13 protein-coding genes, 1 tRNA gene and 1 pseudogene are annotated in these 20957 nt (G+C 63.7%); 12 read left to right on the top strand and 3 right to left on the bottom strand.

The annotated features are described in order from the left end of the window. Positions 1 to 7: 7 nt before the first annotated feature. The 6 genes and pseudogenes from mrdA (at position 8) to QNJ67_12945 (ending at position 5701) form a co-directional block, all read left to right on the top strand. The gene (gene mrdA / locus QNJ67_12970) at positions 8 to 1900 is read left to right on the top strand and encodes a penicillin-binding protein 2 (GenBank protein ID MDJ0609881.1); all 1893 of its coding nucleotides are present in this window, start codon (positions 8 to 10) and stop codon (positions 1898 to 1900) included. Positions 1901 to 1913: 13 nt separating this feature from the next. Further along, positions 1914 to 3071 carry a rod shape-determining protein RodA gene (gene rodA / locus QNJ67_12965; GenBank protein MDJ0609880.1) on the top strand — a complete coding sequence of 386 codons (1158 nt, stop codon included), beginning with the start codon at positions 1914 to 1916 and terminating at the stop codon, positions 3069 to 3071. A gap of 212 nt (positions 3072 to 3283) precedes the next feature. Then, positions 3284 to 3769: a hypothetical protein gene (locus QNJ67_12960; GenBank protein ID MDJ0609879.1), complete on the top strand. Its 486-nt coding sequence runs from the start codon at positions 3284 to 3286 to the stop codon at positions 3767 to 3769. Between the two features lie 35 nt (positions 3770 to 3804). Continuing rightward, a tRNA-Lys gene (locus QNJ67_12955) sits at positions 3805 to 3880 on the top strand. 149 nt (positions 3881 to 4029) lie between these two features. Then, positions 4030 to 4353, top strand: a complete 324-nt coding sequence (locus QNJ67_12950; protein ID MDJ0609878.1) for a hypothetical protein — start codon at positions 4030 to 4032, stop codon at positions 4351 to 4353. Between the two features lie 554 nt (positions 4354 to 4907). Then, positions 4908 to 5701: pseudogene (locus QNJ67_12945) on the top strand (ferredoxin--NADP reductase). A 3-nt stretch (positions 5702 to 5704) separates the two neighbouring features. Here QNJ67_12945 and QNJ67_12940 read toward each other — a convergent pair. Beyond that, the gene (locus QNJ67_12940; protein MDJ0609877.1) at positions 5705 to 7828 is read right to left on the bottom strand and encodes a cation:dicarboxylase symporter family transporter; all 2124 of its coding nucleotides are present in this window, start codon (positions 7826 to 7828) and stop codon (positions 5705 to 5707) included. A 449-nt stretch (positions 7829 to 8277) separates the two neighbouring features. Between QNJ67_12940 and QNJ67_12935 the strand changes: the two genes are divergently transcribed. Beyond that, positions 8278 to 9618, top strand: coding sequence for an Npt1/Npt2 family nucleotide transporter (locus QNJ67_12935; protein MDJ0609876.1), 1341 nt, complete (start codon positions 8278 to 8280; stop codon positions 9616 to 9618). A gap of 212 nt (positions 9619 to 9830) precedes the next feature. On the opposite strand, the gene QNJ67_12930 is transcribed toward QNJ67_12935, so the two are convergent. Continuing rightward, a complete protein-coding gene (locus QNJ67_12930; protein ID MDJ0609875.1) occupies positions 9831 to 10649 on the bottom strand; it encodes a tyrosine-protein phosphatase in 819 nt (272 codons plus the stop codon). Between the two features lie 215 nt (positions 10650 to 10864). On the opposite strand from QNJ67_12930, the gene QNJ67_12925 reads away from it, so the two are divergent. The 5 genes from QNJ67_12925 to nhaD (QNJ67_12905) all read left to right on the top strand — a co-directional run bounded on the left by QNJ67_12925 (position 10865) and on the right by nhaD (QNJ67_12905) (position 20265). Continuing rightward, a complete protein-coding gene (locus QNJ67_12925) occupies positions 10865 to 12100 on the top strand; it encodes a hypothetical protein (protein ID MDJ0609874.1) in 1236 nt (411 codons plus the stop codon). Between the two features lie 663 nt (positions 12101 to 12763). Further along, complete coding sequence (locus tag QNJ67_12920) at positions 12764 to 13882, top strand: efflux RND transporter periplasmic adaptor subunit (protein ID MDJ0609873.1); 1119 nt, start codon at positions 12764 to 12766, stop codon at positions 13880 to 13882. Further along, on the top strand, positions 13879 to 17076 hold the full coding sequence (locus tag QNJ67_12915; GenBank protein ID MDJ0609872.1) for an efflux RND transporter permease subunit: 3198 nt from the start codon (positions 13879 to 13881) through the stop codon (positions 17074 to 17076). The genes QNJ67_12920 and QNJ67_12915 overlap by 4 nt, the downstream gene beginning before the upstream one ends. Positions 17077 to 17321: 245 nt before the next feature. Next, on the top strand, positions 17322 to 18695 hold the full coding sequence (gene nhaD / locus QNJ67_12910) for a sodium:proton antiporter NhaD (GenBank protein MDJ0609871.1): 1374 nt from the start codon (positions 17322 to 17324) through the stop codon (positions 18693 to 18695). Between the two features lie 193 nt (positions 18696 to 18888). Continuing rightward, the gene (gene nhaD, locus QNJ67_12905) at positions 18889 to 20265 is read left to right on the top strand and encodes a sodium:proton antiporter NhaD (protein ID MDJ0609870.1); all 1377 of its coding nucleotides are present in this window, start codon (positions 18889 to 18891) and stop codon (positions 20263 to 20265) included. A 207-nt stretch (positions 20266 to 20472) separates the two neighbouring features. Here nhaD (QNJ67_12905) and QNJ67_12900 read toward each other — a convergent pair. Beyond that, a partial coding sequence (locus QNJ67_12900; protein ID MDJ0609869.1) for a TolC family protein occupies positions 20473 to 20957 on the bottom strand: 485 nt, incomplete at its 5' end.

Here is a 20957-nt window from a genome sequence, read left to right as displayed (position 1 = left end):
GGGGGCCATGGCCGGCGCGCGCGACGACCATTCCCGCTACCGGGCCTTCACGCGCCGGGCCCTGCTGCTCGGCGCCGGGCAGGGCCTGCTGCTCACGGCCCTGACCGGGCGCATGTACTACCTCCAGATCCTCGAGCGCGACCGCTACGCTACCCTGGCCGAGGACAACCGGATCAACCTGCGTCTGCTGGCGCCGCCGCGCGGCCGCATCATCGACCGCTTCGGCCTGCCGATCGCGGACAACATGCAGAACTACCGGGTGCTCCTCGTGCGCGAGCAGTCGCCCGACCTGGAACGCACCCTGGACGACCTCCAGAAGATCATCGAGATCAGCGACTACGACCGGGCCCGCGTGCTACGCGAGGCCAAGGGCAAGCGCGGCTTCGTGCCGGTCACGGTGCGCGAGAACCTGACCTGGCAGCAGGTCAGCCAGATCGAGGTCAACGCGCCCGACCTTCCCGGCGTGTCGATCGACGTCGGCCAGATCCGCCGCTATCCCTTCGCCGACCCCATGACCCACGTGCTCGGCTACGTCGCCGCCGTGTCGGAGGACGAGCTGACCGACGATCCGCTGCTCGAGCTGCCGGGCTTCCGCATCGGCAAGAACGGGATCGAGCGCCAGCACGACCTGGCGCTGCGCGGCACGGCGGGCAGCAGCCAGATCGAGGTCAACGCGCTCGGCCGCGTGATCCGCGAGATCAACCGCGAGGAGGGCGATCCGGGGCAGGAGCTGGTGCTCACCATCGACGCCGGCCTGCAGCTGTTCGTCCACGAACAGCTGTCCCAACACAAGAGCGCGACCTGCATCGTCATGGACATCGAGAACGGCGATATCCTGGCGCTCTCCTCGGTCCCGTCCTACGACCCCAACGTCTTCAGCCTCGGCATCTCGGCCCGGCAGTGGACCCAGCTGGTCAACGATCCGCTCTCGCCGCTCACCAACAAGGCGGTCGCCGGCCTCTACGCCCCAGGGTCGACCTTCAAGCTGCTGGTCGCTCTGGCGGCGCTCGAGGCGGGCATCAGCCCGAACGAGACGACCTATTGCAGCGGCATGACCAAGCTGGGCAACGCGCGCTTCCACTGCTGGAAGAAGCACGGCCACGGCACCAAGGACATGATCGGTGCGATCAAGCACTCCTGCGACATCTACTTCTACGAGATGTCCAAGCGGGTCGGCATCGACCGGATCTCGGAGATGGCGACGCGCTTCGGGCTCGGCGAGGTGGCCGGCATCGACCTGCCCGGCGAGAGCCCCGGCGTGGTGCCCACGCGGGAGTGGAAACTGGGCGCCATCGGTGAGCCCTGGCAGCTCGGCGAGACCCTGGTGACGGCGATCGGCCAGGGCTTCATCCTGACCACGCCGCTGCAGCTCGCGACGATGACCGCGCGGCTCGCCACGGGCAAGAAGGTCGTGCCGCGCCTGACCCGCGGCTTTCGCGAGGTCGAGGGTCAGGGCCCGGTGATCGGCGAGACGGCGCCGGTCTTCGAAGACATGGCGGTATCGCCGGCCCACCTGAAGATCGTCCACCGCGCCATGGACGCCGTGGTCAACGAGACCCGGGGCACCGCCTACTGGCGGCGCATCCAGCAGGAGGGCTGGGAGATGGCCGGCAAGACCGGCACCTCGCAGGTCCGCCGGATCACCAAGGCGGAGCGCGAGGCTGGGGTCAAGAAGAACGAAGAGCTGCCCTGGCGCTTCCGCGACCACGCGCTCTTCGTCGCCTATGCGCCGGTGCACAAGCCGCGCTACTGCTGCGCGGTCCTGGTCCAGCACGGCGGCGGCGGCTCCAAGGTCGCGGCACCGATCGCCCGCGACGTCCTGATTGAGGTGCAGCGGCGCGACCCGGCGGCAGCCCTGGGGATTCCCCTGGCGGACGCCGGCACGGTCACGGAAAGCTAGGAGCGGACGGCCCATGGCCTACTCCGAGCTGTCTCAGCACAACACCCGCCTGGGCCTCGCGGACAAGCTGATCCAGCTCAACTGGGGCCTGGTCCTAATCGTGCTCGCCCTGGGCGGCGTCGGTTGCGCCATGCTCTACTCGGCGGCCGACGGGCACATGGACCCCTGGGCCTCGCGCCAGCTGGTGCGGCTCGCCGTCGGTTTCGGCGTCATGCTGGTCCTGGCGCTGATCGACGTGCGCTTCTGGTTCCGCTACGCGTACCTGATCTACCTGGGCGGTCTGATTCTGCTCGGCGCGGTCGAGGTTGCGGGCAGCCGCGGCATGGGCGCCCAGCGCTGGATCAATCTGGGCTTCGCCAACGTCCAGCCCTCGGAGCTCATGAAGGTCGCGGTGGTGCTGGCGCTGGCGCGCTACTTCCACGGCCTGACCAACGAGGAGATCAGCAACCCCTGGCGCCTGCTCCTGCCGATCGCGATCGTCCTGGTGCCGACCGGCCTGGTGCTGAAGCAGCCCGACCTGGGCACCGGCGTCATGCTCCTGATGGCCGGCGCCATCGTCTTCTTCGCCGCCGGGGTCCGGATCTGGAAGTTCGCCGTGGTGGGCGTCGCCGGGCTGGCGGCGATCCCGATCGGCTGGCAGTTCCTGCACGAATACCAACGCCTGCGGGTGCTGACCTTCCTCAACCCGGAGTCCGACCCGCTCGGCTCCGGCTACCACATCCTGCAGGCCAAGATCGCGCTCGGATCGGGCGGGGTCGCGGGCCGCGGCTTCATGCAGGGCACCCAGACGCACCTCGACTTCCTGCCCGAGAAGCACACGGACTTCATCTTCACCATGCTGGCCGAGGAATTCGGCATGCTGGGCGGCCTGGGCCTGCTCTGCCTCTACACCCTGATCTTCGTCTACGGCATGGCGATCTCGCTCAGGGCGCGCAACCAGTTCGGCCGGGTGCTCGCCATCGGGCTGATGTTCAACCTCTTCCTCTACGTCTTCATCAACATCGCCATGGTCATGGGCCTGATCCCCGTGGTCGGCGTGCCCCTGCCGCTGATCTCCTACGGCGGCACCGCCATGCTGGCGGTCATGGCCTCGCTCGGCCTGATGCTCTCGGTCTCGATCCACCGGGACGTGCGCATCCCCCGGCTCGGCCTCAACGACGACCTCTTGTAGCGCCGCCACAAAAAGACCTGGAGCCCTTGATCACCATCACCCTTCGACAAGCTCGGGATGAGGGTAAATGCTTGAAACAATTCACCCTCACCCTGAGCTTGTCGAAGGGTGATGGTGCCGACTAGGCATTTTCTCAGCAGCCTCTAGCGCTGCCAGAAAAAGGCCTTCCCGGCACCGCGGGGCCGCCTTTTTCCATCCCCAAGTGCCGCTCCATGAAGCGGGCCGGCGACCTCATCTTCCTCACCTGGTGCTACCTGCTGGCCTCGCTCGCCTTCAGCCTGTTCTGGGCCCTGCTCGCCGATCCCCCGGCCACGGACCGCGAGGCCCGCTGGGCCTACCTGGTCTGGCACCTCTGGGGCCCGCTGCCGGCGCTCGAGGTGGCCTGGGCCGCGGCCGCGCCGGCGCGCCACGCCTTTCTGGCGCTGGCGCTGGGCGGCCTGGTGATCCTGCCGCTGCTGGCCGCGCCGCCGGTCGGCCCGCCCCGCCGCCGGTGCGGGCGATGCGCGCTGGGGCTGGCGCTCTGGCTGCTGCTGGCCAGCGCGCTGGCCGCCTCGCCGGGGCTGCGCAGCGGCGCCGGCCGGCTCGCCGCGGAAGGCGGGGGCCTAGTCGCCGAGGCCCTGGATCCCAGCCGTCCCGGCCCACCGAAGTCCTCGACAAGCCCCCCGGCATTTGATATCAAGCCGCCCCCAGATCCTTGAATTGGGGCGGAAAGACGCCATTTCCGCATTTTTGGGGGCGCATAGCTCAGTTGGTAGAGCAGCTGACTCTTAATCAGCGGGTCCAAGGTTCGAGTCCTTGTGCGCCCACCAATCCCACCAAGATTTTGCAGCTATTCGGCGGACATCGGACCGCCCGGCGAAAAGCGGGAGCGGTCGCTTGTCCTCTCGTTGAGATCACTGCCTTCATGTCCTATACCTAGCAAGCCCTTTGTCGGGCAGCAGAATTGGGAGACGGCCCTATGATCGTGCGGCTCGCCATCGCACTCTTGGCGCTTACCGCGCTCGCGCCGGCCTCGCCGGCCGGCGCACAGGTTTTCGACGGCCGTCCCGACGCCGTCGTCTGTCCCATCGCGGCGATATCGGGAAGGCCGGGCGGGATGCTGGTTTTCCACCTGGTTTGGCGCGACGACAACGGCACCACCCACTACGCGGCCATGGGCCAGCAGGCCTACCGGGTCGAGATCGGCAAGGACGGGGTGGTGCGGGCGCCCAAGCTCAAGGACTGCGACGGCAAGACTGTCGAGGAGCTGCGCGCGGCCAAACGCGCCTTCTTCTACAACTAGGCAGCTGCCGGCGGCAGCGGGCCGCCTAGCTGGAACGGCCTGACCGTCCTGCAGGCTTGGTCCATGCCGCTGCCGGCGTTCGTGCTATCTCCAAAGGGCGTTCATGAAGAGGTCGACCGGTTCGACATCGAATTCGATGAGGCCGTGTTTGTTCATGGGCGACGACTAGGCTAGTTCGCACGCCGCCTCCAGGCTCCCGGCGTTGACCACGCATTTGACGGCAGGACCGCTACTTCCAACGTCTCCAAGGTGCCGTTCCCTGCTGCTGATAATTCCGCTTACCATTGCGGGGCGCCAGGGCGAACGGGCAGCTGGTTACCAGTGTCCCGGCCCCGAAGTTCGAATGATCGGACTTCGGGGCCGGGACACTAACACGATGATTCTCGTGTGATTCAGCTTCTGAAACCCGGCACGCTTATCGTGCCGAGTTCTGTAACCGTCATACTATAACCCTGGCACCTCCGGCGTTGAGCCAATTCAGCGGTTCTTACGTAGGCAGTGTAGGGCGCATTCGCGCCGTTTCTCAGCCAAGTCTTGAGAGGGGGCCAGTTTCCATGGGCGTTGAGGCTCTTGTCCTGCCGAGCTCGGTAACGCTCGAGCAGATCGCGAGCGTCCGGCATTGGACGGACGAGCTGTTCTCTTTCCGGGTCGCCAGACCGATGAGCTTCCGCTTCCGGTCCGGCGAGTTCGTCATGCTCGGGCTCCTGGTCGACGGGCGGCCCCTGCGCGCGCCTATTCCATCGCCAGTCCGTCGTGGGACGACGGGCTCGACTTCTTCTCGATCAAGGTGGAGGACGGCCCCCTGACCTCGCGGCTCTGCCACGTCAGGCCCGGCGACGCCGTGCTGCTCGGCCGCAAGCCGACCGGCACGCTCGTGCTCGACGCCCTTAAGCCGGGCAGCCGGCTGTTTCTGTTCTCGACCGGCACCGGGATCGCCCCCTTCGCCAGCCTGCTACGCGATCCGGAGACCTACGAGAAGTTCCAGCAGGTCGTCCTAACCCATACCTGCCGCAACGTGGCGGACCTCGCTTACGGCGCCGAGTTGGTCGAGGATCTGGCGAACGACCCGCTGGTCGGAGAGGTGGCGCCCTCCCGGGTGACCTACTATGCCAGCGTGACCCGCGAGAACTATGTGCACAGCGGGCGCATCACCACCCTTATCGAGAGCGGGCGCTTCTTCCAGGATCTCGGCATCGCTGGCCTCGACCCGGTTGGGGACAGGGTGATGATCTGCGGTTCTACGGCAATGATCGCCGACACCCGGAAGCTGGTCGAGGCCGCCGGCCTGTGCGAAGGCTCCAACGCGTCGCCCGGCGACTACGTGGTCGAGAAGGCCTTCGCGGACTGACGGTCAATCGATCCAGCCGAAGACGTCGCGGATTACGCTCCAGCGCGGCTCCCGGGTTTGCGCGCCGGTTCCGAGAACCCAATAGTCGTAGAGCTCGTCCAGGGTGTTGTCCTCGCGCTGCAGGTGGATCCAGTGCTTCAGGAAATCCCTCAGCCGCGAGTCGGGCCCGCCGTAAGGGTAGGCGACCGGCAGCTTGGTCGCGGGTATAACCGGGCTGACCACGGTGTACTTCGGATGGATCAAGGTCCAAGCGGAACCGCCCTCGGCGCTGAACAACAGGACGTCCATGGGTTCGGGGGGGTCTTCGAAGAACTCTCTCTCGGAGTCGAGCTGGACGACCTTGGCATTGGGCAGGACGGCCTGGATCTCATGCTCGAAGAATACGCCCCTGGGAACCCCGACGCTGATTTCGGCTCTCCGACGCGCTTTGTCGAGGTTGGTAAACTGATCCTTGAGGTGATCCGGAACCACGAGCGCCAAGGTGAGATTGATATAGGGCTCGCTCAGATAGAACTCGGCGGCCCGGCGCGTCGTGGCCGCCAGTCCCGAGAATGCGATATCGAAGTCGTCGGCCTCCAGGTGTTTGGCCAGCTTTGAGAAGTCCGCCGGCACGAACTCGATGGCGACGCCCAGGTCTCTCGCCATCTCGTGGGCCATTTCGATGTCCAGACCGACAAGCTCGCCTTGTTCGTTGAGGAACGAGAAGGGCAGATCGTCCGGCTTGAAACCGACGCGCATCACGCCACGCGCTATGATTCGGTCGAGCCGGGACTGGCCCGGTTCCAGGGGCACGGGGTTCGGTGACGCGGCCGGCAGCAGCGTGGACGGGGCCGCGTCCTGCATCAGTTGCATACCTCGGACGACCGGCGGCCCGTCCACGCCACCGCCCGAGACATAGTCGATCAGCGTTCTCGCCGACAGGATCATGGCGCCCACGATCACGACAGAAAAAGCAACCAGGACCAGGAGCTTGGTGCGTTTGATTCGGATCAGGCCGGACATCGCGCAGATGGTCAGCGTGGTGAAGGCCATGAGATGCATGGCGCCGATCACGTCACTGAAGCCGCCGGCGAACACACTGGAAACGAGAAAGAGCTTGAAGATGTCCGACGGCAGTTCATTGGCGTCGAGAAGAAACGGGATTGTCGTGACGACCTTGCCGAAGGAAAGTACCAGTCCGGTAGCCAGGAAGGTGGGATAGTCCGCCCAGGGAATGGACGTTCCATAGAACCAGGCCGCGAAGGGCACGAAGATCAGCGTCAGGACCTTGCCCAGATGCGGAAAGGAGTAGGCGATCGGGATGACGAAATCGGGTTCCGCCTTCACCCCCTCTCGTTGGTGCTTTTCCGCGAGCTGCCGCACGCCTTCCGCCAGCATTGGAATGACCACGAAGAGACTCTGGATCACCAGCACCGTCAGCAGCGCGTTCTTCGAGACCGAGAGTATTTCCCTGTAGGTGAAGGGCGTGCAGACGGCGATCAGCATCGGCAGCGCCCAGAAAGTCACGAAGATGGCGCAGAAAGCGAAGACCAAGAGGTAGGCCTGGAGCCGCCCGAACTCCTCCAGGCTCAGCGATCCGGCGGCGGCCGACGTGATTGCCAGAATGCCGAGCGGCGCGAGGTTGGCGACGAACTTGTTGACCCTCAGCAGCGTCGCCACGATCGTATCGAAGTGCTTGAGCAGGTCTTCCTTGCGCTCGACCCCCACCAAGGCAACGCCGAACACGATGCAGAACACGACGACCGCCGGCGGCACGTTGTTGGCCAGCGAACCGAAGGGGTTGCTCGGGATGAAGAGCTGAATGAAGTCGACGCCCGGTTGGGATTCGATCAGGCTGGTGCTGAAGAAGGCGCCCGACTCCCGAGCCGGGAAGGCGAGGGACATGACCGCCACGGTCACGCAACCGATTCCCCAGAGCACCGCGAGAACCGTCAGCGCGATCGCCGCGAGCCTCTTGCTTTCCGCCAGGGAAAGCCGCCCTATGCTGGCGATCAGGGCGAAGACGATGTAGGGCAGCACCGTCATCTGAAGCAGGCCGACGTAGACGTCGCCGACCAGCCGCAAGTTCGAGGTCAACTCACCAAGAAAGAGCCCTGAGGCGATACCCAACACGACCGCCGCCACCATCGTGGTAAACAGGCTGGGCCGTGGGAACCACCTCTGTTGCCCAGGTTGCTCGGCGGTTTGAGCGGCGTCCGTCATCCAGGCTCTTCAATCCTCGTTTTGGGCTCGGTGGGATGCGTCGGCCCGCAGGTGCTGAGACGGCCATGTGGGGCGATGGCCGGTCGCTCCGCGGCGACTCTACGGCCAAACAGCCCGCTTGTGCACCCTCCTCGCGCCGCTGTGGACTTGCGCCTCGGGGAAGGAGCCAGGCCCCACACACCGGAGAATGGCTGGCCGATTGACGAACCTCCGAAGCCGTGCTTGGGTCTCGCCGCGAGAGAGAGACCGAGACAAGCGTGCCGGGGCCGTGCCCTGGTTTATGGGACGGGGGAGCCGCCGGTGCTTGGAATCCAGAGCGCGAGACCTGTGAGACGGACGTCAGCGAGCGCGCCGCCGTCCAGCCGACAGTACCGATGATGAAGAAGAGCAACTTCCTTAAGGCCGCCTTCGATATCCACAGAGACGAGCTTCCGCTCGCTCTCTTGATGTTCAGCTACTTCTTTCTGGTCATCACCAGCTTCTGGATCTTGAAGCCGATCAAGAAAGCGCTGTTCATCGAGTACTACGACGAGGGCGGGTTCAATCTGCTCGGATGGCAGATGTCGGGCCCGCAGGCGGAGCTGATCGCCAAGGTGCTCAACATGGGCGTCGCCTTCGCCGCCGTGGTGGTGTTCACGATTCTTGCCACCCGGTACCGCAGGCAGCAACTCGCCTTCATCTTCACGGCTTTCTTCCTCGTCTGCTACGCCCTGTATAGTTTCCTCGTCGGCAATCCCGGCCCCTTGACGGTCTGGGGCTTCTATCTCTTCGGGGATCTCTTCTCGACCCTGATGGTGGCGACCTTCTTCGCCTTCCTGAACGACAGCGTCACGCCCGATGCGGCCAAGCGACTCTACGGACTGGTCGGTCTCGGCGGTGTCACGGGCGGCGTCTTCGGTGCGAACTTCGTCGCTGTTTTCATCGCCCAGGTGGAGCGCCCGCAGTGGCTCTGGATCTGTTTTGCGCTGGGCCTGGCGATCGCGGCCGTTGCCTTTGCTGCGGGGCGGATCGTCGATCGGAATCCGCCGCTGGAGCCCGAGAAGAGCGCCGAAGAAACCGAGGAGAAAACGGGTCGAAATCCGGCGGTCGAAGGGGCGGTGCTGGTGTTCCGCTCGTCCTATCTCCTGGCCATCGTGGGCATCGTCGGCATCTACGAGATCGTCTCCACCATCGTCGATTTCCAGTTCACCAGCACCATCGCCCATTACCTCTCGGGCGAGGCGATCGGGCAGCAGTTCTCCCTGGTCTTCGCGATCACCAACACCGTTGCCTTCTTCGTACAGCTGTTCCTTACGGCGTTTGTGATGACGCGTCTGGGTGTGGGCGTCGCGCTGATGGTCCTGCCTGTCGCAATCCTGGTGGCCTCGGCGGGCTTCACCGCCCTGCCGATCCTCTGGGTCGGCTCCCTTCTCAACACCGCGGACAACGGGTTCAGTTACTCGATGAACCAATCGGCCAAGGAATCGCTCTACGTTCCGACGAGCAAGGAGGAGAAATACAAGGCCAAGGCCTTCATCGACATGTTCGTCCAGCGCTTCGCCAAGGCCATCGCGGTCTTCGTTTCGCTCGGCATCACGACGGCCTTCGTCGAGTTCGCCAGCATCCGCTGGCTGTCAGCCGTCACCATCCCGCTGATCGTTGTGTGGCTGTTCGCCGCGGTCTACGCCGGCCGGCGCTTTAAGGAAATGACGGAAAAAGCGGGTCCCGGGGCCTGAAATGGGACCGGGAGCGCCGTTCACCGCTCGGCTCGAACGAACTGGACGGCTGATGCTCCTAGAGCGGATCATGTTTAGATGGAACCACTTCGTGGTTGCCAACTAAACATGTGAATTCGCTCTACATCTAAGGTTCAGAGCAGATTCACCGGGTTTGATGGATCGCCTCCGGCGATTCAGTCAAACCCGGACCTGCTCGAGGGACCCGGGAGCTACTCGAGCAGCCGGTCGCGCAACTGCGCTAGTTCCCTATTGCTCAGGCCAAGCCCCTTCTTCAGGTAGTTCTCGAACGAGCCGTACTGCTCGTCGATGGCCTGAAAGGCGGCTTCCAGATACTCCCGGCGAACCTCCAAGAGGGGACGGATCTGGTCGGGTGTCACCTGGAACAGTGTCCCGAGGTAAACGAAGACGGACAGGCGGTTGATGCGCGCCTCGAGGCGGTCGTTGCTGCGCAGGTAATCGGCCATCACGGTTTCTTCGGGAACGCCGAGCGTCCGCAGCACGACCGCGACGATGAACCCGGTGCGGTCCTTGCCCTCGACACAGTGGACCACCGCCGGGAGGCCGTCCCGCGACAAGAATCCACGGAAGATCTCGGCCCATTGGCCCGTGAAATCCACCGCCAAAGAGCGGTTGGCCTCGACCATGAGCTCGTGAAAGTACTCGTCCTCCACATCCCAGGTGAGGATCTTCCGGCGCGACTCCCGCGGGTCGAGACGCGGGTACAAGACCGTGATCTCGCTGACGGTGACGTTGGCCTGTACCGGCTGAGGCCAGAGATTGGGCGCGTCGTTGCGCTCGACCTCGGCGCGCATGTCGATGACCTGCCTTACATCGAGCTCGTCGAGCCGCTCGAAGTCGACCCGTGTAAGGCTGCCCAGATTATCGGATCTGAAAAGCAGCCCGGTCTTGACCCGTCGGCCGTCGTCGGTGATGTACCCGCCGATGTCGCGGAAGTTGCGCGCGCCCTGAAGCGACGTCGATTCCGTGGGCGTCTCCACCGTTTGGCAGGCGGTCGCGGTCAAGAGCATGAAGAGGCCAAGAACGCGGCCCCTTCGCCGCCGAACCTTTGGGCACTGGTCTTCGATAGGCATTTTCCGCAGCCCCATCAATGCCATAAGAGCGCCCTAATAGACCACCGTTCGGCAAGCATTGAAAGCTCCTGGGAGCTCTGATCCACGCCCGTTGCGGCTGCGTGGCCTGACCGGCGAGGGAGTCCGCCGGTCGGTCGACGGCCGAGCGATTCATGCTCGACTGGAAATCACAATACGAGATAGGTTTAGGGTTAGGCGAGACCGTCAACGCGGCGTACCGAGGTTCTCGCGCAGGGTCGGTGCGCGGGGCGAAACGTCAAAGAAAATGCTTTCGTAAGGGTGAGGGGGTCATGGAAGGGTGTAAATCAGTGCGGGGTTACCGCGAGTCGGCAGACAGGGTTTTCCGTGGTGTGGCCAGCGCCGGTATCGTCCTGCTTCTTGGCCTTTCGGCATGCGAAACCATCCCGGATAACACCGGGATGCCGCTGCAGTTCGAGTCCGCGAAGCGCCCGGCGGAAGCGAGCGGCTATCCTAATTGGCCCCATCCTCCGGGCGAGATCGAGCGCGAGTTGCCGGCGCTGCTGGCTGCGGGCGAGGAGAAGCCGGTTTCGGCGGAACGCACGGCCCAAGGCATATCCGGCGCGCTTTCCATCGAGCTCCTTTTCTTCGAAGGCACGGCCGAGGAGACGGTCATCCGCTTCAAGTGGAAGGAGTTGCCAGCCAGGACCCTCGACGAAATCAACAACAGCCCGCGTCGGCAGCTGGCAGCCTACGAGTTCCAGAAGCTCTTCCTCGATCCGGAAGACTATGTAGTCCCAACCTCCGGGATCGTCTGCATTTCGTTGGACAAGTTCGAGGAGGCCACTGGCGGCACCGGTCGGCCGACCGTGTCGGGCTCTAACTGTGTCTTCGGCTTGCTGCAGCTGTGGTTGGTGGATGTCACGCCCAGCGCGGATTACTACGAGGAAGCGCGCTTCGTTTCGGACCCGACCTACGCCTACTACCTGGCGAACTTCAACCTCTTCACCTATCTCACCGATTTCGGCGATGCCAAGGAAGGTAACTACCTGATTTCGAAGGAACCTGATCGGCGGCAGATATATTCCGTCGATAACGATATCGCCTTCGAGGCCTTCGTCCGAAACCCCTTCCTCGGCGATTGGGGGAGAATCTTCGTCGCGGCGCTCCGGCGGGACTCGATCGAGCGTCTGCGCCGGGTGCGACGGGAGAACCTCGACACGCTCGGCGTTGTCGCGCAGTTCGAGCGGGACGAGAACGGCATCTTCCGGGAAGTTCGGCCCGGCGATAACCTCTTCCCGAACAAGGGCGTGCGAATCACTGACGACACGGTCCAACTCGGCCTCAACACCAACGAGATCAACAAGGTCTGGAACCGGCTGCAGGACCTGATCGCGCGCGTCGACAGAGGTGAAATCCCACTCTTTTGATCCCTGTCCTCGAGCGGATCATGTTTCGACGAGAAGGCTTTGCGGTTCCGGCAAGACATGCGGGATTTCAGGATATCAGGCAGTTAGAGCATCCGTTTTGATCGAGTTCGCCGAGCGCTCCATTCGCGATCATGGCGGATGAGGGCATTCCCGCCATCGCCGGTGAGTTGGGTGCTCACCGGCGATGGCCTGCCATTTACCGATACGCGCCCTTTGTCATGAGACAAGCAGATCCGGCTTTATCGGAGCGCCTCTGGCGTTTCGTCAAACCCGGATCTGCTCCAGGCGGGAGGGCCATGGCCACCTCGCCATACCGCATCGTGGTCCGGGGAACGGGCGGGATGACGACATCGACTTCGCCTCGACGTCCATTCATGAGCTCTGCGCGCGGCGTGTCGCGCGAGCCGGCCGGGCTTGATCCAGGTCATGGAGCGGCGCGCTCTACACGCCTCATCCTCACTTCTGCGGCTGATTTCCTTCTCCGTCGCGGAGATAGATCAACCCGGTCGCGGCCGACTTCGGAATTGTGACCCGCTCGGGCGAGAAGGGTGTTGTCAGTGTCCTAACCTCTTGTGAGAATGCCCTTGTAGGGAGAGCGTGGGGAGAGGCAAACAGGGGAGGGTCTCCTAAATGTCAAGCGATTGCTCAAAGGGACTTCTGACTTTGCTGCTCGCCGCCGGGCTGCTGGCCGGCTGTGAGGAGGCGCCGGTCGAGGAGCCGATCCGGCCGGTCCTGGCGACCAAGGTCGGCGACGTCGAGGGTTTCAGGCGTGACCGTTTCCCGGGCCGGGCCAAGGCCAAGGAAGAGACCAACCTTTCGTTCCGCGTGTTCGGGCCTGTCATTACGCGCAACGTGGATGTCGGCGACGTCGTCACAAGGGGTGACGTGATTGCCCGGATCGACCCCACCGACTATGAGGTCGCGCTCGAGAACATGAAGGGCCGGCTGGACAAGGCAAAGGCGGACAACGTGTTTGCCAAGGGGGAGTTCGCGCGGGCAGTCAAAATCCGCAAGGAGGATCCCGGCGCGGTCAGCGACACCTACGTGGATCAGAGACAGATGGAGCGGGATGCCACTGCGGCCGAGATTCGCACCCTCACCGCGAGTGTCGAACGCGCTGCGCTGGACCTCAGCTACACCACATTGCAAGCGCCATTCGACGGGACCATCGTGGCGACCTACGTCGAGGCGTTCGAGTATGTGAAGGCGCAGCAGCCGATCGTAAGGCTGCTCGACAAATCCCAGGTCGAAATGGTGATCGACGTGCCCGAGGGACTGATCACCCTGGCGCCCTTCGTCGAGAAGATTTCCGTGGTCTTCGATCCCTACCCCGACCTTGAGATCGAGGCGAAGATCCAAGAGATCGGCAAGGAAGCCACAGAGACCACGCGTACCTATCCGGTAACCCTGGTCATGGATCAACCTGACGGCGCGACCATACTGCCGGGCATGGCCGGCATCGCCACCGGTTATGCGCGCCTGCCCGACGATCCGACCGAGGCCATCAAGGTCCCGACCCATGCGGTGGCGTCGGATCAGTCGGGCGAGCAATTCGTCTGGGTCCTGAAGCCCGAGAGCGAGCCGCCCGAGGGACGGTCGATCACGCGTGTCAAGGCGGTGGCCGAGAAACGCAAAGTCGAAACCGGCAGTATCACCGACGCCGGGATGCTGATCAGGTCGGGCCTCGAGACCGGAGAGTGGGTCGCCACGGCCGGCCTTTACACCTTGCGTGACGGGCAGGTGGTCTACCTGCAGCCCACCTACGGGGAGAAGCGGTCATGAACCTTACGGAATTCGCGGTCAAGAACACCGCGGTCTCGTACTTCGTCGCCGTTCTCATCATTGTCGGCGGGGTGGGCAGCTACTTCACCATGGGCCACCTCGAGGACCCCATCTTCTCGGTCAAGAAGGCGATCATGGTCACACCCTATCCGGGTGCCAGCGCCGAGGAGGTGGAATTGGAGGTCACGGACCGCATCGAGAAGGCGATACAGGAGGTGCCCGAGCTCCGGCACACCAATTCCCATTCCTATCCCGGGCTGTCCGTTATCAAGATCGATACCCACCAGCGGTACTGGCGCGACAAGCTGCCGCAAGTCTGGGACGACATCCGCAAGAAGATCCGGGACAAGCTCCCCGAGTTTCCGCCGGGCGTCGGCAAGGTCGACATCTCCGACGACTTCAACTTCGTCTACGGTTTCGTCCTGGCCGTGACCGGGGACGGCTTCACCTACAAGCAGCTTGAGGACTATGCCGACGACCTGAAGAAGGAGTTCAGCCTGGTGGAGGGCGTCGCCCGTGCCGAGCTGTGGGGCGTCCAGGAAAAGGTCATTTACATCGATGTCGCCGAGACTCAGCTGGCGGCGCTGGGCCTGAGCGCCAACAACTTCGTCGATACGCTTCAGATCCAGAACAAGGTAGTTGACTCGGGATTTCTCGAGGTCGGCCAAGAGCGCATGCGCATCGCGCCGACCGGCAAATTCCTCGACCCGACTGAGATTGGCGAACTCTACCTAAGGCCCTACGGCGCCGAGGTCGCTGGCCAGCGCCCGCCGGTGACCGGACCCTATGCGGCACAGCCGACGGGTCCCACCGCGGCGCGGCCGACGCCGACAGGTCCGGCCAGCAGCGGTGGCTTCCGTAACGAGCTGATCAAGATCAACGACATCGCGGCGGTGCGGCCCGGCTACAAGGAGCCGCAGGACGACATGATGCGCTTCAACGGCAAGCCGGCCATCGCCATACAGATCGCCGCTGTCGAAGGTGTCAACATCGTGGAGGTGGGCGAACGGCTCGACCAGCGTATCCAGGAGCTGAAGGCGCTCTATCCCGTCGGCATCGAGCTCGGCAAGGTGGCCTGGCAGTCGACCCTGGTGACCGAGTCCATTCAGGCCTTCATGCTGAACCTGGTTCAGTCCGTGATCATCGTGCTGGGCGTGCTGACTGTTGCTATGGGACTGCGCATGGGCGTCGTCATTGGGACGGGCATGGTGCTGACCATCGCTCTGACCTTCATCGGCATGGGCATGTTGGACATGAACCTGCAGCGCATGTCCCTTGGCGCGCTGATCATCGCCATGGGCATGATGGTGGACAATTCCATCGTGGTCGCGGAAAGCGCCCAGGTGAAGATGGACCAAGGCATGGATCGGGTGAAGGCCAGCATCCAAGCCGCCGTGCAACCCGCGACGGCTCTGTTCGGCGCCACCGTGATCGCAAGCGCGACCTTCTATCCCGTCTATGCCTCGGATACCGATGCAGGCGAGTATTGCGTAGCTCTGTTCATCGTCGTGGCGCTCTCGCTATTCGCAAGCTGGCTCATCGCGATGACCCTGACGCCCATGCAGTGCATCGACATGCTGAAGCCATCCAAGGCGGCGAAGGCGGACGCCGGCGAAGGTCGGCTGAAGGCCGGCTTCCGGAAGTCGCTCGAGCTCTGCCTGCGGTTCCGCTGGCCCGTGCTGGGCGTCATCGGTGGGGCGCTCGCCGTCGCGTTTGTCGGTTTCGGCCAAGTCAAGCAGATGTTCTTCCCGGACGCGTCGCGACCTCAGCTCATGGTGGACTTCTGGTACCCCAACGGCACCCGTATCGAGGACGTCGCCAAGGATGTGCGACGGGCCGAAGCCTACATCCTGGAGGCCGACGAGGTGGAGAACATATCCACCTATATCGGTGGTGGGCCGCCGCGCTTTTACCTGCCGGTCGACCCGGAAAGACCCTACACGCCGCACTACGCGGAGATCGTCGTAAACACCAACAGCTACGAAGAGATTTTCCCCCTGGTGGAAAGGCTCGAGCCCTGGATGGAAGAGAACTATCCCCAGGCGGTGACCCGGGTTCGCTTCTACGGCGTGGGCCCCAGCGAGACCTGGAAGCTCGAGTGGCATGTGACCGCGCCCGCGGTGGCCGACCTGGACATACTCCGCGACATTACGGATCAGATGGTCGCGATCCTGCGTGACACACCTATTGCGAAGGAAGTGCGCACCAATCTGAGCAACAAGGTCAAGCGGGTCGTGCCTGTCTACTCTCAGGAGCGCGGCCGCTGGGCGGCGATCACCCGCGAGGACTTGGCCCGTGCAACGCGCCGCGCCTACGACGGCCAACAGGTCGGCCTCTACCGGGAAGAAGACGATATCTACCCCATCATTTTGAGGCACACAGAGGACGAGCGGCGCAGGGCAACCGAGATGAACAACCTGCAGGTCCATGGGAACTTGATGGCCAACACCGTGCCGCTATCCCAGGTCACGAGGGAAATCAGGTTCGATTGGGAGGAGCCCGCGAACACGCGCTTCGACCGCCGCCGAGCCATCACGCTCCAGGCCGAGCCCAAGGGCACGACATACCCCGTGCTCAAGCAGGCCGTGCTCGAAAAGATCCAGGCGATCGAGATGCCGCCGGGCTACAACATTTACTTCGACGGCGAGGACGAAAGCACTCTCGATGCGACGGACTCGCTCAAGCCGGGGATCATTCCGGCCTTCGCGGTGGTGCTTCTGACCCTCGTCCTGCTCTACAACGCCTACCGGCCGGTGCTCATAATCGTCCTGACGGTGCCCTTCGTCTTCATCGGCATTACGCCCGCCCTGCTTGTGGCCGATGCGCCCTTCGGGTTCGTCGCCATATTGGGCGCCATGAGCCTTTCCGGGATGATGATCAAGAACATCATCGTCCTGCTCGACGAGATCAACATCAACCTCGAGGCCGGCATGAAGCCCTACGACGCCATCATCGAAGCGGTGATGGCGCGCGCCCGGCCCGTGGCGCTGGCGGCAGCCACCACGGTGGGCGGCGTCGCCACCATCGCGACCGACGTTTTCTGGAGCGCCATGGCGATCACCATCATGGGTGGCCTGACGGTCGGGACCTTCCTGACGTTGTACCTGGTGCCGACCTTGTACGCGATTTTCTACAAGGTCCAGCCGGACACGCCTGCACAAACCCAAGCGGAGCCGGCGATGGCAGGCGCTTGAGGCTGTGGGCGTCCACGGGGTCGGGTAGAGGCGCTCATGCGCAGCAAAGCGGTGCCGGTGTTCGACGGATCATGCCGCCGAAAACGGCGCGCTCGTGCCAGCGGCGCAACGCCACTTCCAAGAGGGGGCGCGACGGCCGGTATGCGCACCTTCTCCGAGTATCGAGAAGTTTCTGACGATCGCATGCAAACCGCGGCCGGAAACAGGGCCGTAATCCGGGCAGGAGAGAGGGGGAGTTCCACATCATGAATGTGCTTCGCACGGCGCTTGTCTTTGCCTTGGCGGTCTTTGCGCCGACCGCCGCCATGGCCGCCGCGCCGCGCGAAAAGTTCCTCGTGCCCGACCCCACCGGCGTCCCGGCAGCTTACGTCTGCCTGGCGATTTTCGTGGTGTCCTACCTCTTCGTGATGACCGAGGAGAGGACGCACCTGCGCAAGTCCAAGCCTGTGATGCTGGGTGCCGGCCTGATCTGGGGCTTGATCGCCTTGCTGGCCCCCGGGTACGGCTTTCCGCGGGAAGAGATCCACAACGCGCTGATCCACGGACTTGAGGAATACGCCGGCCTGCTCCTCTTCCTGCTGGCGGCGATGACCTACATCAGCGCCCTTCAGGCCGGTAATGTCTTCGAGGTGCTGCGCGCCTGGCTGGTCGGCCGCGGCTTCAGCTACCGGGCGTTGTTCTGGATTACCGGCTTCATCGCCTTCTTTCTTTCGCCGATCGCCGACAACCTGACCACCGCCCTGGTGATGGGCACGGTGATCATGGCCGTGGGTGCGGGCAGTCCGCAGTTCGTAGCAATCGCCTTCGTCAATGTCGTCGTTGCCGCGAACGCCGGCGGCGCCTTCAGCCCCTTCGGCGACATCACGACCTTGATGGTCTGGGTCGCGGGCAAGGTGACGTTCTTCGAGTTCTTCTCGCTCTTCATTCCCTCGCTGGTCAACTTCCTGATACCCGCCGCGATCATGACCCTCTTCCTGCCGAAGGGGCAGCCCGAGAAGATCGTCGAGACCGTCAGAATGAAGCGCGGGGCGCCTGTCGCGATCCTGCTCTTCGCGTTTACCATTGGGTTGGCGATCAGCTTCGAGCAGGTGCTCCACTTGCCGGCCTTCATGGGCATGATGACCGGCCTGTCGCTGCTCATGTTCTTCGCCTACTACCACCGCAAGACTCGTTCGGCGGACGAGGAGGAGTTTGACATCTTCCGCCATGTGGCAGCGGCCGAATGGGACACCTTGCTGTTTTTCTTTGGGGTGATCTTCAGCGTCGGGGCGCTGGCGTTCATCGGCTGGCTGGCGGTGGCTTCCGAGGTCATGTACGGCAGTTGGGGGGCGACCGCGGCGAACACGACCCTGGGCATTGTTTCGGCGATCGTCGACAACATCCCGGTGATGTTCGCGATCCTCTCCATGGGCCCGGAGATGTCGCACTTCCAATGGTTGCTGATCACGCTGACCTGCGGGGTCGGGGGCAGCCTGCTGTCGATCGGCTCCGCGGCCGGGGTGGCGCTGATGGGCGCGTCGAAGGGGCAGTACACCTTCATGAGTCACCTGAAGTGGGCCCCGGTGATCGCCTTGGGCTACGCCTGCAGCATCGGCGTGCACTTCCTCGTGAACGGCTAGAGTGGTTGAGGTTCCGCCGGGACCGCAAAGTGGTCCCGGCAGAACATGTGAATCCGGTTACCTTGTGCCGGCGGTGCGTTTTCCTGCCGGTGATGGTGTCGCCTGTTTGTGGTATTGAAGTGTCCGTGCCGATTGCGTCCAAACCGCAGAGAGGGACGCGGCCGTAATCCGAGGAGGGGAGGGGGTCTTCGACATGATCACATTTCTGCGCACAGTGCCCGTATTCGGTCTAGCCGTCCTTGCGCCGATCGGCGCTTTGGCCGCGGAGCCGCGCGAAGAGTTCCTAATCCCCGATCCCACCGGGGTCCCGGCGGCATACGTCTGTCTGGCAATCTTCCTCTTGTCCTACCTCTTCGTCATGACGGAAGAGAAGACGCACCTGCGCAAGTCGAAGCCCGTCATGCTCGGCGCCGGCATCATCTGGTTACTGATCGCCTGGTTGGCGCCAGGCTACGGCTTTCCTCGGGAAGAGATCCACAAGGCGCTGATGCACGACCTCGAAGAGTACGCCGGGCTGCTGCTGTTCCTGCTGGCCGCGATGACTTACATCAGCGCCCTGCAGGCCGGCAACGTCTTCGAGGCGCTGCGCGCCTGGCTGGTCGGCCGCGGCTTCAGTTATCGGGCCTTGTTCTGGATCACCGGTTTCCTCGCCTTCTTCATCTCGCCGGTCGCCGACAACATGACCACGGCCCTGGTGATGGGCACGGTCATCATGGCCGTAGGCGCGGGCAAGCCGCAATTCATCGCGGTCGCCTTCGTCAACGTCGTCGTTGCGGCGAATGCCGGCGGCGCCTTCAGCCCCTTCGGCGACATCACGACTTTGATGGTCTGGGTTTCGGGGCGAATTGAGTTTATCGAGTTCTTCGAGCTCTTCATCCCCTCGCTGGTCAACTTCCTGGTGCCCGCCTTGGTCATGAACTTCTTCATACCGCAGGGACAGCCCGAGAAGATGGAAGAGACCGTCCGCATGAAGCGCGGCGCCCGCTTCGCCATCCTGCTCTTCGCTTGCACCATTGCAATGGCGATCAGCTTCGAGCAGGTGTTCCACCTGCCGGCCTTCATGGGCATGATGACCGGCCTGTCGTTGCTCATGTTCTTCGCCTACTACCACCGCAAGACGCGTTCGGCGGACGAGGAGGAATTCGATATCTTTCGCAATATCGCGGCGGCGGAGTGGGACACCTTGCTCTTCTTCTTCGGGGTCATGTTCAGCGTCGGGGCGCTCGCCTTCATCGGCTGGTTGGCCGTGGCGTCCGAGGTCATGTACGGCACCTGGGGGGCGACCGCGGCGAACACGACCCTGGGCCTGGTTTCGTCGATCATCGACAACATCCCGGTCATGTTCGCGATCCTCACCATGGGTCCTGAGATGTCGCACTTCCAGTGGCTGCTCATCACGCTGACCTGCGGGGTCGGCGGCAGCCTGCTGTCGATCGGATCCGCGGCCGGGGTGGCGCTGATGGGTGCGTCGAAAGGGCAGTACACCTTCATGTCCCACCTCAAGTGGTCTCCGGTGATCGCTCTCGGGTACTTCTGCAGCATCGGTGCGCACTTCCTCGTGAACGGCTAGAGCAGATCGCGATTGAATGGGCTCGCCCAGTGCGATCCATTCAATCGCGTGAATCTGCCGTATCTCTGAGATGTAAAGCGGATTCACATGTTTGGTCGGAACCACGAACTGGTTCCAACCAAACACGATCCGCTCCACATCATGAGGTTAGAGGATTCACGCGATTAACGGATCGCCTCGGGCGAATTCGATAAATCGCGATCTGCTCTAGAAATCCACCCTGCGGAAATAGTTTCTGGTCTCCGCCGCCGCCTGACCGCTGTCCGGGGCATCCGAGATGTCTTCCGCTGGCAGCACATTGCCCCAGTCGGTGCGTTCCCGCATCACCTCGATGGTCTCATCAGGCACGAACTCGTTCGGCCCGCGGATCTGCCAGCCGCCGCCGAGGCCGCGATAGCTGAGGACCAGGTTCTGGGCGATGGCGGACTGCGCGACTGCCAGATTGTCCTGTCGCTCCACGAGGGCGGTCTGGGTCTCCAATACCCGCGTGTAGTCGACAAGCCCGTTGCGGTACTGCCGCAAGGCGATTTCCACGGCGCGCTTGGAGGCCTGGACGCTGGTCGTGAGGAACTCGGCCTGATCACGCGAACGAAGGAAACCGACGAGCCCGTCCTCGACCTCCCGATAGGCCTCCAGGACGGCGTTCTCGTAATCGGCGATCAAAGCCTGCAGCCGGGCGTCCTGCACGCGGA

Source organism: Kiloniellales bacterium (genome assembly GCA_030064845.1).
GTDB lineage: Bacteria > Pseudomonadota > Alphaproteobacteria > Kiloniellales > JAKSDN01 > JASJEC01.
The sequence above is the reverse complement of the archived record's forward strand: the minus strand, read 5'-3'. Positions and strand labels throughout refer to the sequence as shown.

Bases quoted from the DNA above. Each gene is read 5' to 3' on its own strand.
- QNJ67_12935 (MDJ0609876.1), top strand. From the start codon at position 8,278: ATGATGAAGAAGAGCAACTTCCTTAAGGCCGCCTTCGATATCCACAGA.
- rodA (MDJ0609880.1), top strand. From the start codon at position 1,914: ATGGCCTACTCCGAGCTGTCTCAGCACAACACCCGCCTGGGCCTCGCG.
- QNJ67_12930 (MDJ0609875.1), bottom strand. From the start codon at position 10,649: ATGCTCTTGACCGCGACCGCCTGCCAAACGGTGGAGACGCCCACGGAA.
- QNJ67_12925 (MDJ0609874.1), top strand. From the start codon at position 10,865: ATGCTCGACTGGAAATCACAATACGAGATAGGTTTAGGGTTAGGCGAG.
- nhaD (MDJ0609871.1), top strand. From the start codon at position 17,322: ATGAATGTGCTTCGCACGGCGCTTGTCTTTGCCTTGGCGGTCTTTGCG.
- QNJ67_12915 (MDJ0609872.1), top strand. From the start codon at position 13,879: ATGAACCTTACGGAATTCGCGGTCAAGAACACCGCGGTCTCGTACTTC.
- QNJ67_12950 (MDJ0609878.1), top strand. From the start codon at position 4,030: ATGATCGTGCGGCTCGCCATCGCACTCTTGGCGCTTACCGCGCTCGCG.
- mrdA (MDJ0609881.1), top strand. From the start codon at position 8: ATGGCCGGCGCGCGCGACGACCATTCCCGCTACCGGGCCTTCACGCGC.
- QNJ67_12960 (MDJ0609879.1), top strand. From the start codon at position 3,284: ATGAAGCGGGCCGGCGACCTCATCTTCCTCACCTGGTGCTACCTGCTG.
- QNJ67_12940 (MDJ0609877.1), bottom strand. From the start codon at position 7,828: ATGGTGGCGGCGGTCGTGTTGGGTATCGCCTCAGGGCTCTTTCTTGGT.
- nhaD (MDJ0609870.1), top strand. From the start codon at position 18,889: ATGATCACATTTCTGCGCACAGTGCCCGTATTCGGTCTAGCCGTCCTT.